The sequence below is a fragment of the Ignavibacteria bacterium genome, from assembly GCA_015709655.1.
Classification (GTDB): domain Bacteria; phylum Bacteroidota; class Ignavibacteria; order Kapaibacteriales; family Kapaibacteriaceae; genus OLB6.
Genome location: CP054181.1, coordinates 743,641 through 758,691, shown reverse-complemented (window position 1 = coordinate 758,691; position 15,051 = coordinate 743,641). Strand labels below are relative to the sequence as shown.

At 52.0% G+C, this 15,051-nt stretch carries 13 protein-coding genes; 10 read left to right on the top strand and 3 right to left on the bottom strand.

All coding sequences use genetic code 11. The features are described 5' to 3' along the window. The first annotated feature begins 142 nt into the window (after positions 1–142). The 5 genes from HRU79_03145 to HRU79_03125 all read left to right on the top strand — a co-directional run bounded on the left by HRU79_03145 (position 143) and on the right by HRU79_03125 (position 7,067). On the top strand, positions 143–1,675 hold the full coding sequence (locus HRU79_03145; GenBank protein QOJ27252.1) for an NADH-quinone oxidoreductase subunit M: 1,533 nt from the start codon (positions 143–145) through the stop codon (positions 1,673–1,675). 1 nt (position 1,676) lies between these two features. Further along, positions 1,677–3,113, top strand: coding sequence for an NADH-quinone oxidoreductase subunit N (locus tag HRU79_03140; GenBank protein ID QOJ25697.1), 1,437 nt, complete (start codon positions 1,677–1,679; stop codon positions 3,111–3,113). Further along, the gene (locus tag HRU79_03135; protein ID QOJ25696.1) at positions 3,107–5,377 is read left to right on the top strand and encodes a choice-of-anchor D domain-containing protein; all 2,271 of its coding nucleotides are present in this window, start codon (positions 3,107–3,109) and stop codon (positions 5,375–5,377) included. The genes HRU79_03140 and HRU79_03135 overlap by 7 nt, the downstream gene beginning before the upstream one ends. Next, positions 5,374–6,144 carry a hypothetical protein gene (locus tag HRU79_03130; GenBank protein QOJ25695.1) on the top strand — a complete coding sequence of 257 codons (771 nt, stop codon included), beginning with the start codon at positions 5,374–5,376 and terminating at the stop codon, positions 6,142–6,144. The genes HRU79_03135 and HRU79_03130 overlap by 4 nt, the downstream gene beginning before the upstream one ends. A gap of 101 nt (positions 6,145–6,245) precedes the next feature. Further along, on the top strand, positions 6,246–7,067 hold the full coding sequence (locus tag HRU79_03125; protein ID QOJ25694.1) for a DUF1573 domain-containing protein: 822 nt from the start codon (positions 6,246–6,248) through the stop codon (positions 7,065–7,067). Between the two features lies 1 nt (position 7,068). Here HRU79_03125 and HRU79_03120 read toward each other — a convergent pair whose 3' ends face one another. From HRU79_03120 to HRU79_03110, 3 genes are read right to left on the bottom strand one after another with little or no spacing between them, the layout of a single operon-like run. Then, positions 7,069–7,701, bottom strand: coding sequence for an ATP-binding cassette domain-containing protein (locus HRU79_03120; GenBank protein QOJ25693.1), 633 nt, complete (start codon positions 7,699–7,701; stop codon positions 7,069–7,071). Further along, positions 7,698–9,299, bottom strand: coding sequence for a hypothetical protein (locus HRU79_03115; protein ID QOJ25692.1), 1,602 nt, complete (start codon positions 9,297–9,299; stop codon positions 7,698–7,700). Before HRU79_03115 ends, HRU79_03120 begins: the two co-directional genes overlap by 4 nt. 14 nt (positions 9,300–9,313) lie before the next feature. Next, the gene (locus tag HRU79_03110; GenBank protein QOJ25691.1) at positions 9,314–9,730 is read right to left on the bottom strand and encodes a hypothetical protein; all 417 of its coding nucleotides are present in this window, start codon (positions 9,728–9,730) and stop codon (positions 9,314–9,316) included. 258 nt (positions 9,731–9,988) lie between these two features. Here HRU79_03110 and HRU79_03105 point away from each other — a divergent pair, with 258 nt between their 5' ends. The 5 genes from HRU79_03105 (at position 9,989) to HRU79_03085 (ending at position 15,050) form a co-directional block, all read left to right on the top strand. Further along, complete coding sequence (locus HRU79_03105) at positions 9,989–10,810, top strand: helix-turn-helix transcriptional regulator (GenBank protein ID QOJ25690.1); 822 nt, start codon at positions 9,989–9,991, stop codon at positions 10,808–10,810. 123 nt (positions 10,811–10,933) lie between these two features. Then, complete coding sequence (locus HRU79_03100) at positions 10,934–11,914, top strand: c-type cytochrome (GenBank protein QOJ25689.1); 981 nt, start codon at positions 10,934–10,936, stop codon at positions 11,912–11,914. A gap of 186 nt (positions 11,915–12,100) precedes the next feature. Further along, entirely contained in the window at positions 12,101–12,349 is a 249-nt protein-coding gene (locus HRU79_03095) for a zf-TFIIB domain-containing protein (protein QOJ25688.1), read from the top strand. A 163-nt stretch (positions 12,350–12,512) separates the two neighbouring features. Beyond that, complete coding sequence (locus tag HRU79_03090) at positions 12,513–12,971, top strand: hypothetical protein (GenBank protein QOJ25687.1); 459 nt, start codon at positions 12,513–12,515, stop codon at positions 12,969–12,971. 54 nt (positions 12,972–13,025) lie between these two features. Then, complete coding sequence (locus tag HRU79_03085) at positions 13,026–15,050, top strand: TonB-dependent receptor (GenBank protein ID QOJ25686.1); 2,025 nt, start codon at positions 13,026–13,028, stop codon at positions 15,048–15,050. Position 15,051: the final 1 nt, after the last annotated feature.

Below are 15,051 nucleotides of genomic sequence, written 5' to 3'. Positions count from 1 at the left end.
TAGCCAAACTGTTGCAGCCTGCCAGCATACTTTTGCACCGTCCATCAGCCGATATCACACAACAAAAGTCAGGTTCCGGTTGCTGGGTGCTATATTGCACCGCTTTTTCAGCACTAATTTGGACTACCGGGCCTGAATGCGTATGGGTGTAACAGCACTTCTTTTAACTCTCTTTGCTCCGCTGATTGGTGCGGCGGCAGTTTTATTTATTGGGCGCAACCAGGAGCGCGCCATCCGTGTAGTAACGCTGCTTATTTCGTTATGTACGCTTGGCATATCTGCACTTCTGCTTCCGGAGTTTAACTCAGCATCGCACCAGATGCAGTTTGTTGTTGATGTTCCCTGGATAGCCGCATTGGATACCGGGTTCCGAATCGGGTTAGACGGAACGAATCTTTTGATGGTTCTGCTAACAACCTTTATCATGCCCATTGCATTGCTTGCCGGCTGGAAAGGAATAACCCAGCGGGTGAAGGAATTTAACGTCCTCATGCTCATGCTGCAGTTTGCGATGACCGGTGTTTTTGTTGCTCTAGACACCTTCCTGTTCTATGTGTTCTGGGAGCTGATCCTGATCCCGATGGCACTCATCATTGGAATTTGGGGAGGCAACGAGCGCATTTACGCCTCGGTGAAATTCTTTATCTATACGCTGGTTGGATCGCTGCTGATGCTTATCGCCATCATCTGGCTTGGCTTTGCCGCCGAAGCACAGGGGATAGGGTTTACTGCTGACCTGATAAAGCTCCGGTCAGTAGCACCGAACATCCCGTCCAACATTCAGTTCTGGCTTTTCCTGGCTTTTGCGCTGAGCTTTTTTATCAAGGTGCCACTATTTCCGGTGCACACCTGGCTGCCGGATGCCCATACACAGGCACCAACAGCCGGCTCTGTTGTGCTTGCCAGCCTGCTGCTCAAGCTTGGTGCCTATGGTTTAATTCGGTTTAACCTGGAACTGTTCCCGCAAACCTCGGTGGCTCTTGCCAGTGCCCTGAGTGTTTTGGCCGTTGTTGGCATTATCTACGGAGCCCTTGTTGCAATGGTGCAGACCGATATGAAGCGGCTGATTGCGTACAGCTCGGTAAGTCACATGGGCTTTGTTGTTCTGGGAATCTTTAGCTTAACTGTTGAAGGTGTTCAGGGGGCTGTGATTCAGATGGTAAACCATGGTATTACCACCGGCGCACTCTTTATCTGCATTGGTGTGCTGTACGAGCGACGTCACACCCGCGAAATTGCTGACTACGGCGGAGTTACCAGCGTGATGCCCCGTTTTGCGGTATTGTTCACCATTGCCATGTTTGGTTCAATCGGTTTACCCGGTCTGAACGGCTTCGTTGGCGAATATCTTACACTTCTTGGCTCGTTCCGCAGTCCGTTCCTGAATAACTGGGCCTATGCAATTGCTGCAACCAGCGGCGTGATTTTTGCCGCCTGCTATCTGCTGTGGTTGTTCAAGCGACTGATGTACGGGAAGAACAACAATCCGGCAAACCATCATCTGCGTGACCTTACGCGTCTGGAATACTGGCAGCTTGTGCCGCTTACCATTGTGATGATATGGATTGGCATGGCACCCCGGACAGTGATGTCGTATGCCGAACAAAGTGTACGCAACGTTGTTCAGAATATCGAAAACATTACTTTTACAAGAACAGCACACAATCAGCCCTGATATGAATACCGAAATCCTTGGATCGCTGCCTCTTGTGGTGATTTGGCTGGCTCTCGGAGCCATTGGAATTGTAATACAAGCCTTTATTAAACGCGATTCGTCGGTAGTGTACGGCTACTACATGGCAACACTGGCCGTTACCGGTATCCTTGCCGCAACAACGCTGTGGTCTCGGGGAACTGCGTTTAACAACATGATTACGCTGGGTGGGTCGGCGGCATTTTTCGACATTCTGTTCTGTATTGCGGGCATCCTGGCAATGCTGGCGTCAAAACCATACATGCAGCGCATGAAGGCCGGTTTTGATGAGTTCTATACCATCATGGTGGGCAGTATTGCCGGCATGATGCTGATGGCCCATGCCCAGAACATGCTTGTGATGTTTATCGGTCTTGAACTGATGTCGGTAAGCTTCTACGTTCTGGCCGGCTTTATGCGCACGTCAAACCGCAGTGTGGAGGCATCGCTGAAGTACTTCCTGCTCGGTGCCTTTGCTTCGGGGTTTCTGGTGTATGGTATTGCACTGATCTACGGAGCCACCGGTTCACTTCAGTACGGAGATATTTTCACGGTCGTCCTGGGCGGTACCAGCCAGTATCCGCTGCTTCTTGCGATAGGCTCGGTACTTCTTATTGTTGGCTTGTCGTTTAAAATTGCTGCTTTCCCGTTCCACCAGTGGGTGCCTGATGTGTATGAGGGGGCGCCGACGATTGTAACGTCGTTTATGAGTACCGCAGGCAAGGCCGCAGCGTTCTCCGCCATTTTGCCTGCATTTACCGCCTTAATGCCGATGGTGAAAACGGCGGTGCTAACACCTCAGCTTCAGCTTACGCTGGCCATTGTCTCGGCTGTTACGATGCTGGTTGGCAATATCACTGCAGTGGTACAAAAAAGTGTTAAGCGGATGCTTGCCTTCTCGTCAGTTGCTCATGCGGGCTACCTGCTGATGGGTATTGTTGCCGGTACGGCCGATGGGCATGACGCCATCATGTTTTATCTGACGGCCTACACGTTTATGCAGCTGGGTGCCTTTGTTGTTGTTAGCATGCTGGAAACCAACGATGAAACGTCGCTCACGTTCGATGCGTATGCCGGTCTGTCAAAACGGAATCCACCGTTAGCCGCGGCGATGGCTATTTTTATGTTTTCGCTGGCGGGTATTCCGCCCCTTGCCGGCTTTTTTGGCAAGTACCTGTTGTTTATCGCAGCAATTGATGCCGGTTTTACGTGGCTTACCATTGTTGCAGTTGCATCGTCAGTGATATCGGTATGGTTCTACCTTGGATTGGTTGTAAAAATGTATTTTCAGGATGCCGAACATTCGGCGGTACAGCCACCGTCGGGCACCTCGGCAGTTACCGTGGCAGTGTGTACCACGGCAACCGTCGTCCTTGGTATTCTGCCAACCCTTATCACCAATCTGCTGGCATCATGGTAAAACGCAGTGTGGCCCTTGTGTGCCTCCTGCTGTTGATGTGGCTGACGTCCTGCCCCTTGGGTGCTCAACCCGCTGTTGATGTTTTCTGGAATCCCAACAACCGTGGTGATACGGTCATGGATTTCGGCGTTACCCTTGAGGGCTTCCCGGTACGGAAGACGTTCTACGTGGTTAACCACGAGACGGAGCCGGTTGCCATCCTGGCTACCAACTCTCTTGCCGAGCCGTACTACCTGATTGTGAATACCCGCGATGTTCCACCCGAACACCCCCGCAAGGAAGAGTTCTACCGTATCGGTGGACTTCCGTACCATATCCCGCCCGGTGATACAGGCGAATTCGAGGTTGAGTACGGTGCGTTTAAAAACAATCCCACATTCCCACCGGATGTTACCGCTAAAGCTCTGCTCGAACTCCGGGTGGTACTGGTGCGCGACTCTCTGGGTCCGGCAGCGTTTAAACGGTTTCTGCTGCAAGCGCTTAAAACACGGTATGCCGTAGCCTCGGTCGTAACCGAAATTAATTTCGATAGCGTGTATGTGAATCCGGCGCCTCAGCCCCCTTCACAACAGTATCCGGTTACAAACGCATCAATGTTGACGATTCCGGTGGTTGCACAGGATCTGAAGTTCCTGACCAGCGTGGTGGGCGATCCGGAATTCGTTGTTCCTACTCTGCCCGCTCCGGTGCTGGCTCCCAAGGATATGCTCCGGTGGGAGGTTCGCTATAAACCACATAATGCCGGTACCGACAGCGCGGTGTTTACAATTGTGTACCGGCCTAATCCTACCAGCAATACCGATAGTTTGCAGGTGCGACTGTCAGGTACCGGCGTGGTGCAGCAACTGCAGGTTGACAATGCGTCGGGAATGCCGCCACCGGTAACGGTACGGGGCGATACGATTGACTTTGGCGATGTAAATGCCGATGGGTCGGGTGGGAAAACAGCACGAATTGTTGTCCGCAATACCGGCAATATTAACATTGGTTATGATAGTGAGTCACTGGAAGGCAGTCCCGCCGATGTGCAGGCGTTTACCATTCAGCAAAAGCTGATGGAAGGGGGCTCTGGCATTGCAACCAACGATACCGATACGCTGCAGATTGTGTTTAACCCGGTACAGGGTGGTGTGCACGAAGCACGCTACGTTGTAACAAGCAACCTGGCACACCGTCCGATAAAAGGTGTGCCCGATGGTGCCGACAGGATTGTGTTTGTGCTGCGCGGCTTTGCCAGAAAACCACGGATCGACGTTGTTCCCGGCACGGTGGATTTTGGTGCGGTGGTTCAGCAGCCGGCCTGCACCCCAATCTCGGAACAACGGCTTACCATCAGCAATACCGGCAATATCATTCTGCGGATCGACAGCGTAACGGTCGAGCCGTTCGGTGCGGCGGTAACGTGCAGTCCTTCTACACAGATACCGGCAATTGCCGTGGGTGCTTCACAGGAGTTTGTTCTACGGTATGCGCCATTGCAACCAGAGCTGCTGGAGGCCAGCCTTGTGGTTCACAGCTCAGCAATCGGGTCGCCAGTCCGTATCCCGTTAGCGGGGAGTTCGGTTCCTGCCGATACCCTGCGGGTGCAGGTAGGCAGCTCATCACTGCGCCCGGGAACACTGCTGCAGCTTCCTGTGGTGGTGGATGGCAACAAAATCAGAATGGCTCAGAATTCATCCATCGTACTGACATTCGATCCGCGTCAGTTGCGCTACCGCGGATCCGTGACCAACAAAACAGCGTCGGAAGGATCGCAGTTTTTAATGGATGCCGAGATGCCGCGCGGTGTGGTAACAATCAAACAGTCGGCTAATGGTTCGTTTAAAGAGCGGGATACGTTTGTGGTGCTGTTGTTTGATACATACCTTGGACAAAACGTGTCAACCGAACTGACACTTGATGCAGGTACCACAAAATTCGGAAATGCCGGATGCGACAATATTTTTACGGTTGAAACCCACAGCGGAACGTTCAGCACCGATAGTATCTGTGGTTTACAATACAAAGCCGGTGTGGGCGGAACACTGCGGATGGCGGCCTCGCCCAACCCGGTGTTCGACAACGTGCAGATTGCTGTTCAGGCTGCGTATGATGGTCCTATAAAAGTTTATGGTTATGATGTGTGGGGTACGCAGGTTTTTCACACGGAGTTGGCGGAGTCAGCAGTCATCAGCACATCAATGGCACTATTGCCGCCGGGACTGTATTTGTTCGTTGCAACACAGGGAGTCCGCCGCAACTCAGTCACGGTGGTGCGACCATGAAATTCACTGTCATCCTGGCCGTATTCCTGGTCACCGCCGCTGGGAATGCCTATCCGCAGGGATACCAGTGGGAATGGTCAGCCAGATCGCCGCAGATTATGCCAACGGTGTACATTGGAACCGAGGTGGCGGCAGGATACGCCCGTCAAACAGCGTCAATGGTGTACTCTGAACAGGTGCTGCCATGCTGCGAGTTTACGTCGGGCACAGGCATCCCTGTGCGCCTGATGATTACTGCCGAGTCGTGGCTGCAGCCCTCACTGGCAGTGGGAGGGGGCTTGGGTTTGTTCACGCTGATGTCGGAACTGCGAACCGGAGGTGATACACTGCCGTTCCGGACGTCGGCCGATGCGGTGGAGGAGTTGGTGACCGAATACCGGTTAACGTCCACCATCACCTACCTGACGCTTGCCGCAAAGGCACGCACCCGCTTGTTTCAAACGCCGTTTAGCGTTGGCCTTGAACTACGGGCACACGTGGCTGTGGCGGCCCCGGCAACACTGACAGAGGCAATCGTGGCACCAGCCGACGTTACGTTTACCGGTACGGGCAGCAGGGAGCGGACAATTGAGACGGCAGTTTTCGATAATGTAGCACCACTGGTATTCGAGCCTGCCGTGCGGCTGATGTACGATGTTCCGATAACCGGCCGCTATGTGATTTCGCCGTTTTTACAGATTTCACTACCTCTGAATAATCTGGCAGCGTCACAATCCTGGCGCTTTCTGGAACTTTCATTCGGTGTGCAACTTTCCAAGGGATTGTAGCACCTATGTATCGTTGAAAATGTAATTTTTACGTTGGTTGTTCGTTAAAAACACAGGTTTTTTGAACTAACCGACACATTTTAGTGATTTCCGGAGGAACAATGCGTTCACTTTTAACAGCCTGCGCGGTGTTTGTACTGACTACGACACTTGGTTTTTCGCAAGGCACAACCGCTACTGATGCAGCACCACATTCAAAGCTGGAAATAATTGGTGGTGAAACCTATGACTGGGGCAAAACAAAGCCACCGGCCGACGGACACCTTGAAGCAACAATCAAAATGAAGAATGTTGGCAATAAGCCACTCAAGATTGTAGAAGTTAAACCCGGATGCGGTTGTACAAAAACCGATCCCGATAAAATGGAGCTAACGTCGGGCGACGTTAGCACTATGGGCGTAAAACTGAACATCAGCCCGGCACAGCAAGGCGCTATTACAAAGTCAATCACCGTTAGATGGATGGACCAGGATGCATTTGATGCTCTGGATGCGTACAGAACAAAGGGTACCCCTATCCCTGCAGGGACTGACACCAATGCTCATGTTTCGTATCTCTTTTTAAAGGCCGATATCCAGCGCGCGATTTCGCTTACACCCAGCGTTTACTTTGCATTTCAGAACCTGGAAATTGGTCAGAAATCAAACAACACGGTAAAGATTACCAACAACTCGGATATCCCGATCACGTTTTCTGATTTCACGTCCGACAATGGTATGGTTCTTAGCCAAAAAAGTAAAATCGAGCTGAAACCACACGAGTCGTTTGATCTTACCGCAACGATTGTACCGTCGATGGCCGGACAATTCAGTGCCTTGGCTCAGTGCAAAACCAGCCATCCTGAGCACCCCACGCTTGATATCCGGGCCTATGGTTTTGTTAAGGAAAGCAAGAGTCCGGTATTCCAGCAATCCAAGCAGTAAATTACATGTTGGATGCAGCGGTACTGCTTAACGAATAGGTACGGCTGCACAGCGCAATTTCGAAATCATCATTTGTAGCCAGTAGTACAACACCGCCCTCGTGGCGGTGTTGCTGTATTACGCGGGACACCAGCGCTCGTCCGCCAGCATCAAGGGTTACCGAAGGCTCGTCCAGCAGCAGCAGAGCCGGTTTAGGCAAAACAGCAAGTGCCAGCAGGAGTCGCTGGCGCAGTCCGCTACTGAGCAGCCTGATCTCATCGGCAGCACGAAGCCGTAATTCCATGGTTTCAAGCACTTCGTGAATCGTATTGTTATTAACATTCAGGCCACGCAGCCGGAGAACGTGCTGCATGAGCTCGGCAACCGTAAACTCTTCATAAATACGTAACCACGGAGCAACCACACCAACGTGGCTAATCACCGGCTCTGCCGGCTTGCTGTCAATTCTCAGTTGTAGTGTTCCTGTATCAGCACTGATTATTCCGCCAAGAACTTTCAGGAGCGTTGTCTTGCCCGAGCCGTTGGGACCAATCAGGCCAAGGCAGTCACCGCCTGCAACATCAAGACTGAGGTCGCTGAACAGTACCCGCTTCCCAAACGCCTTGCTAAGCCCCTTGCCCGTTAATTCCGTCATCGCAGTATCATACATTTGGTGAGTGTTGTAGCTGAGTTGGTCTGGATGCGCAACAGGTACGGACCGTTCTGCAGTGTGGGTGAAAGTTCGATGCGGGCAACGGGGCGTACATCGTCTAAAATCACAGTGGTACGAAACGTTGCAATGCCAATAAAATCGGATGTCAGCAGGGTTACTTCGACGTTTTCGCCCGGCTGTGCGTTAACGGGAATGTTGATGATTGTAGATTGCGATAGCCGTACCGGGTTAGGGTAGGGGGCTTCGACGTGGTGCGTTGCCGATCCCTGAACCCATGCGCAGATGTTGGATGGAGTGATACGCACGCCCCACGTTGTTCCGGCAATCGGAATATCCGATGGCAAGGGTGAATTAGTAACGATAATTGTAAACGGATTTTGTTCGTTAGGATTTGAACGAACAAATGCCTCGGCATCTGGCCATGTTACAACGATGGCAGCACTCACTCGTCCGTTGCCATCTGCATTGGGCAGACTATACCGGAAAGCACGTACTTCAAAGGCTCGCAGATTGCCCGTGGCCATCGTCGAAGGGGGCTCTGCCGGAGCGTCAATGCCAAGCTGGATTTCCGGCAGATCTGCTGAGAACAGTAGTCCGTCAGTCTCTACAGATCGCGAGCCGGTAGCATAGAACAACGGGAGTGAGTTGCAAAAAACGTCCCGCAGCGATGTGCCGTTAGCGTCGATAGCATTAACAAATGCCTGCATCGGATACGTGCCGTTATAAATCTGATTCCAGATGTCAAGGATGGCATTACGCGCCGGTGAGTTGTACACAACCTGGCCCCAGAAACCCCACACGTAGCCGGTGATGCCGGATGATGTTCCAAACGGCCATTCCGCCGGTCTGGTGAACAGTTTCGAGGTGTAACTAACCCAGTCAGGGATGGTGGGATACAGGAGTTGTTCCATGAGTGTTGCAGTAAACTCGTAGATCATTGGCTGAACCTGGAAGACGCCGTATGAGCCGGACTGAAACACATGGTACAGTTCGTGGGCGCAGGTTACCCGTAAGCCGTTCACGCCTGTTGTGCCGTACACGATGCCGCCACTGCTGTTTCTGTCATCAGCCGAGAAATTATTGTCAACCTCAATGAACGAGGTAAACCGTGGTGGCGTTGTCTGCGAAATCCGGGTATCAGGCGACGTGAGACCATACAAACCCTGACCCGAAGGACCTGCGGTACTCAGGTCACGCATGTACACATCAATGGCATCCGAGCCACCTGCACCGCCATCACCGGGTGGCACGCGGTATCCCATGGCAATGTACTGCTCCCGGGAGTAGGTGAGGGCTGCCAGGGCTTCATCAACAAAATCCGGTATCCCGTTGTGGTTGATATCATCTGCGGGTACGGCATCGGGTCCGCTGCGGATGTAATGTACCCGAAAGCTGCCGTCAGCCGATTCGGCTGTCTCCGGCAAGGTGGTTGGACGGGTATTTAAAATGGTACCGTATGGCAGGGTGTGAACGCCGGGTATGCCAAATGCAGTCTCAAACCCGCATCGCGGTGAGGTGTGATTATGGGCGGTGGCTGCAACCGGAATGATCAGGACCAGCAGGAGTATGATCGGCACCATGCGCCAACAGCCGGTTACCGGAACATTTCCTTGATCATTCCCCACGTGCGTCGGATACTGCTAACATTATGGTTTACACCGGCTGTAACACTGTAATCGGCCGGCTTATCCTTGTAAATGATCCGTAGGCGATAGGTGAAGTAGAGCGACGCTAACTGCGCACCATCAGGCTTGCGAAAGGCTTCATCATCCGAGTACTCGTAGGTACTCATCGAGCCCTTGGCACTGACGGCTGCAACGTAGCGGAATATCCCGTCCTTGCCGGCACGCTCGATTTCATAGCGGACAACGTTGGTCTCGGAGGCCGATCGCCATTCCAGATAAATCTTGTCACCACTGGACCTGGCTTTCAGATAATCCACCACGTCGTCGGCTGCGTAAGCAACCGATCCAGCCACAAAAAGCATTATGAGGGCCACGAAGATCTTCATCAGGTGCAAAGATAGGTTTTTTTTTACGATATGTGAACCTGTATGCCGATAAGAAATGCCATACGGGTTTTTACGGGAAATTTACGGGTATGCTGCCGACGAATATGTTGAAGACTGTATTTTTATTTGGCTGCGAGACGAAGAAAAAACGGTCCATGATTTTCGGGCTGCATACAAGAATTGAGTTGGGTATTGTCCTGGTGGATCACATGTTCTGGCTTCTACTACAAACATCATCATTTCTGGCATCCAACATCCATGCCTAATACTGCCAATATCTACGTACCAGCCGATGACACTGAAAAACAGTTTATCATAAGCATCTGGCGGATAACCGAGGCAGGACCCGAACCCCGAAGGGAGATTATTCTACCCAAAGGGACAGTTGAAATAATTTTCAATTCGTCGGATAGTGTTGTTTATGTAAACCCGGCTCGCAGAACAAGGATGGTTTTACCGCCATGCTTTGTCAACGGCATAAATTCCAGACCGTTTAACCTGATTAAAAGCGGAACCCAGCAATTTGTTGGAATCCAGATGAATGCCATCGGCATGAGGGGTCTGTTTAACGTTTCTCCAAAACAGTTTGCTAATTCCGTTGTTGAAGGTGACAGTGTATGCAGGGCGCTATCCGCCCTGGGCAGACAGATTGCGGATACACAGTGTTTTACCGAACAGGTTACCTTCATCCGTACGTGGCTGCACGATATGATTTCGCATTCAGCACTGCGCAGCACTACCCGCGAGATGCAGGAACTGTTTTGCTCACAGCAGTTCTGTGGTTTAACAGTGCAACGCCTGTGCGATGTCCATCATGTTTCCGACAGACATCTGCGGCGCCTTGCAGACGAATGGCTGGGCATGAATACCGAATCCTGGATTATCTATAACCGGTACCTTACTTCACTCTACCTACTGCATCAGCAGCACGGCTCTCTCTCGCAAATCGGCCTGGAATCCGGGTACTATGACCAGGCTCACTTTATCCGGGAGTTTAAAACGTTTACCGGATTTACACCAGGTAGATATCAAAAAGCTGCAAATGGAATTCCCGGGCATATTCTGGCATCCGCTTTTTGATGACCGATTTATACAATAACAAAGTATACGGTCAGATGTATATTGCAGCCGTGTGCCGACCCATGCCAGAGTACAAACCATGGTGATCGGCTGGACAGATTGCTGTTGTTAGGAGAAAGCATTATGAAGAAAGCATTGAAAATTACAGTCTATGTTATTGGTGCACTTGCCCTGGCCATCATTGCAGTGCTAACCTATGTAAAGACCATGCTTCCGTCCGTTGGTGAACCACCTGTGCTGACGGTGGCTAAGGCACCGGAAAACGTGGAGCGCGGGCGCTACCTGGCAAACCACGTGATGGTGTGTGCCGATTGCCACTCTACCAGGGACTGGAGTGTATTCTCTGGCCCGCCGGTTGCCGGCACCATTGGCAAAGGCGGCGAGAGGTTCGACCAAACCATGGGCTTCCCGGGCAAGTACGTGGCCAATAACATTACACCACACCACCTGGGAAGCTGGACTGACGGTGAGATTTTCAGGGCAATTACGGCAGGGGTTTCAAAAGATGGAAGAGCATTGTTCTCAATTATGCCCCATCACAACTTTGGACAGTTGGACAGGCGTGATATCGAGGACGTGATTGCCTACATCCGTACTCTGCAGCCAATACAGTTTGATACCGAACCTTCGGAGTCTGACTTCCCGATGAACTTTATCATCAATACCATTCCGGCAAAACCGGTGTTCTCAACCCGTCCGTCACCCTCCAACACTGTGGCGTACGGCAAGTATCTGGTTACGGCATCCGGCTGTTATGACTGCCATACCAAGATGGAGCAAGGTAAGCCTGTGGGCGAGCCCTTTGCCGGAGGCTTCGAAATGCGTTTCCCCAACGGGGCCGTTCTGAGATCGGCGAATATTACACCCGACGTAATAACCGGTATCGGAGGGTGGACACAGGAGCAGTTTGTTCTGCACTTTAAGGCGTTTGCCGACAGTGGCTACATACCGCCGCGTGTAGGTCCGGCAGATTTGCAAACCATAATGCCGTGGACGATGTATGCGGGGATGACGGAACAGGATTTGGCTTCGATTTATCAGTATCTGAAAAGCCTGAAACCGGTTTCGAATGCAGTAAAAATATTTACTCTGCCTTCGAAATAGTACGGACTGTTAGGTAGGAGGTAGGGAGGTTCGCTGGATCCTTGCAATACTGGAACTCACGGTCCAGGCCCCGGTTCGGGCACTCCCGGTGATTAACCGTTCGCCGTTGTATATTGGCGGCATACGGTGTGCACCTTTTTGGTACCATAGTGCCGTCCGTTACCAATCACCAACTTAGAGGTACCCATGAAGTGTCCGAACTGTAACGTAAACCTTGTCATGACTGACCGCTCAGGCGTCGAAATCGACTATTGTCCGGAATGCCGCGGAGTATGGCTGGACCGTGGCGAACTGGATAAGATTATCGAGCGCTCGGTTCAGCCACAGCGTCAGTCATACTCTGATGAGCACTACAGTAAACCGCAGCACCGTCATCACGATGAGTACCACCACAAGAAGCGCAAAGGACTGCTGGGCGACCTGTTTGACTTTTAGATCGTCCGGCACTGGACCGCCCGTTTCCAATTTTGGAACAACCTGTGCGTCAGGTGTGCCTGCCGTGCAAGCACTGTGTACGGTCTGTTACGTTGTAAACCACCCCTTTGTACGATACATCGGTTGACCATCCAAAACCTGGTCTGACCTTTATCTTTGCGCAATGTCACTTGTTCGCAAATCATTCTCACTGCTTCTGGCACTGTTCCTGGTGCTCAGCATTGCCGGCATACCGCACCTGGTTCATGTGTGTACCAGTGGCTGTACCGCAAGCGAATGTGCTGCTGAACAACAGCCGGCAGATGATGGCTGCTGCACGAACGATGAAGGTGCAGACGTTGCCGATGACTGCTGCGCCGACAAGCCTGATCACCATACCGGTAACAGTACGGATGATTGCTGCGATGACATGCTCCGATTTACCGCCCTGGATCAAGCACAGAGTCTGAACAGAATTTATACTGCCCCTGATGCCGTACCTGCTCCATTGGAAGCCGTCCTGGCACCGGTCTCGAACGTATGGGAGTTCTGCCTTGGAGTATCAGGTTCAGCAGGTATCGGTACTGACAATGAAAAGGGGCTTTGCATCAGTGTCCCGCTTGAGGTGCCGCTCAGGATATAGAATCTTCAAACTGTTTGATAAATAATTTTATTAACTGTTCTGGAGGTTTTACAAATGAACGTCGTAGCAAGAGTTAGCTTATTGGCTTTTACAGTGCTGGCCATGAACGTGGCGGCACAGGATCATCACGGACATGATCACGGTGATCAGGACAGTATCCGCACCGTTACCAAGGATCGCATTCAAATCGAGGCCGAACAGGCTCGTATCAGCCAGGCACCGGTCCGCACTGAAGTTGTTTCATCGCGCGAGCTGCGCAGGGCTGCATGCTGTTCGCTGGCCGAGAGCTTTGAGCGGAGCCCAAGCGTGGAAGTCAGTTTTTCTGATGCCGTGAGCGGTGCGCGCCAGATACAGATGCTTGGACTGAGCGGTTTATATACCCAGGTAATGGTAGAAGCCGTACCCCTGATACGATCGCTGGAAATGCCGTACGGGTTCGATCACATCCCTGGTCCTTTTATGGATAACATCAGCATTTCAAAGGGTGCATCGTCAGTGGCTGCTGGATACGAAGGGCAAACCGGACAGATCAATGTGGCCTTGCATGAGCCCCTTACTGCCCGGCCCTGGTTTTTTAATCTGTACGGAAGCAGTATGAACCGGTTTGAGTTTAACGGATACGGAACCCAGGCCATAACGGATGAACTGTCCACCATGACGATGCTTCACGCCGGTATTCAGCAGGGCGATATTGATAACAATCATGATAATTTTCAGGATTCGCCCGAGATTCAGCGTATTAACCTGATTCATCGCTGGCAGTTTAACAACGATGAAACCGAGGGACAGTTCTTTATCAGAGGACTGGCCGATACGTACACGAGCGGACAGCTTGCGCCGGCCGGCGGACTTCCGCGGTACGCCATCGAAACCAATGTCCGCCGGGTTGACGGCTTTGCCAAGTTTGGCTTTATTGATTTGTTTGACGGCTATGATGAGAGTGGTCTGGCCTTTACGCTGAATGGCTCGACGCACCGGCAGGAGTCTGTGTTTGGTCCGCGCAACCTTGAAAGCACCCAGAATACGTTTAACTTCCGTACTCTGTTTGTTCTGGGATTTAGCCGGGAATTAAAAATCAATGCCGGCTTATCCTACTTGTACGACAACGTGACGGAACTGCTTACCGACACCACCGCAACCCGTAACTTCCGTTACGATAACAGTCGTACCGAACATGTTCCCGGCGCCTATGCCGAGGCCACATATCAACCGGTACGTGCGCTGACCTTTGTTGGTGGCCTGCGAGCCGATGCTCACAACCTGTACGGTACCCAGGTTACTCCACGATTTCATGCCAAGTGGCAGGTGGCAACCCTTACCACCCTTAGGGCAAACATTGGTACCGGCTGGCGCGTGCCCACCGTCGTGACTGAGAATCTGAGCGCGTACATCAACTCGCGGACACTTCATCTTGACACTGCATTTCGGCCCGAAAAAAGCTGGAATGCAGGTTTCTCGGTTACCCATGCCATGGAAGTGTTCGGACGTCCGGTTACGCTGGACGGCGAGGTGTTCTACACCCGGTTCAACAACCGTGTAGTGGTTGACTTTGACAGGGACGTTCATGAATTGTGGGTTACCAATCTGTCAGGCAGCAGCTATTCGCAACACGTTATGTTGCAGGCGCTGATTTCGCCGGTGCAGCGATTTGATGTGCTTGTAGCATGGCGCGGCGTTAACGTTCAGGTTCCCACGGGTGGCACACAGCAAATGGCACCAATGGTAAGCAGAAATCGCTGGCTATTTACGGCAACGTGGGACAGCCCGGAAAATGATTGGACGCTGGATGCTTCCGGTAACTATAACGGTTCCGGCAGGCTTCCCACAACGGCTGGGAATCCCGCCGCATATCAGCGTAGCACCGAGTACCCTGGTTTCTGGCGTATCAATACACAGGTTACCTGGCGTGGGCTACCCGGATTCGAACTCTATGCCGGTGCCGAAAACCTTACTAACTTTATTCAGGATGATCCTGTTATTGCCGCAGATGCACCCTATTCGGAGTTTTTCGATGCTTCGCTGGCATGGGGTCCCACGTCACCGCGTATGGGCTATGTAGGCCTGCGGTGGACGCCGTAAG

Bases quoted from the DNA above. Each gene is read 5' to 3' on its own strand.
- HRU79_03110 (QOJ25691.1), bottom strand. From the start codon at position 9,730: ATGAAGATCTTCGTGGCCCTCATAATGCTTTTTGTGGCTGGATCGGTT.
- HRU79_03125 (QOJ25694.1), top strand. From the start codon at position 6,246: ATGCGTTCACTTTTAACAGCCTGCGCGGTGTTTGTACTGACTACGACA.
- HRU79_03100 (QOJ25689.1), top strand. From the start codon at position 10,934: ATGAAGAAAGCATTGAAAATTACAGTCTATGTTATTGGTGCACTTGCC.
- HRU79_03105 (QOJ25690.1), top strand. From the start codon at position 9,989: ATGCCTAATACTGCCAATATCTACGTACCAGCCGATGACACTGAAAAA.
- HRU79_03145 (QOJ27252.1), top strand. From the start codon at position 143: ATGGGTGTAACAGCACTTCTTTTAACTCTCTTTGCTCCGCTGATTGGT.
- HRU79_03130 (QOJ25695.1), top strand. From the start codon at position 5,374: ATGAAATTCACTGTCATCCTGGCCGTATTCCTGGTCACCGCCGCTGGG.
- HRU79_03095 (QOJ25688.1), top strand. From the start codon at position 12,101: ATGAAGTGTCCGAACTGTAACGTAAACCTTGTCATGACTGACCGCTCA.
- HRU79_03085 (QOJ25686.1), top strand. From the start codon at position 13,026: ATGAACGTCGTAGCAAGAGTTAGCTTATTGGCTTTTACAGTGCTGGCC.
- HRU79_03120 (QOJ25693.1), bottom strand. From the start codon at position 7,701: ATGACGGAATTAACGGGCAAGGGGCTTAGCAAGGCGTTTGGGAAGCGG.
- HRU79_03140 (QOJ25697.1), top strand. From the start codon at position 1,677: ATGAATACCGAAATCCTTGGATCGCTGCCTCTTGTGGTGATTTGGCTG.
- HRU79_03090 (QOJ25687.1), top strand. From the start codon at position 12,513: ATGTCACTTGTTCGCAAATCATTCTCACTGCTTCTGGCACTGTTCCTG.
- HRU79_03135 (QOJ25696.1), top strand. From the start codon at position 3,107: ATGGTAAAACGCAGTGTGGCCCTTGTGTGCCTCCTGCTGTTGATGTGG.
- HRU79_03115 (QOJ25692.1), bottom strand. From the start codon at position 9,299: ATGGTGCCGATCATACTCCTGCTGGTCCTGATCATTCCGGTTGCAGCC.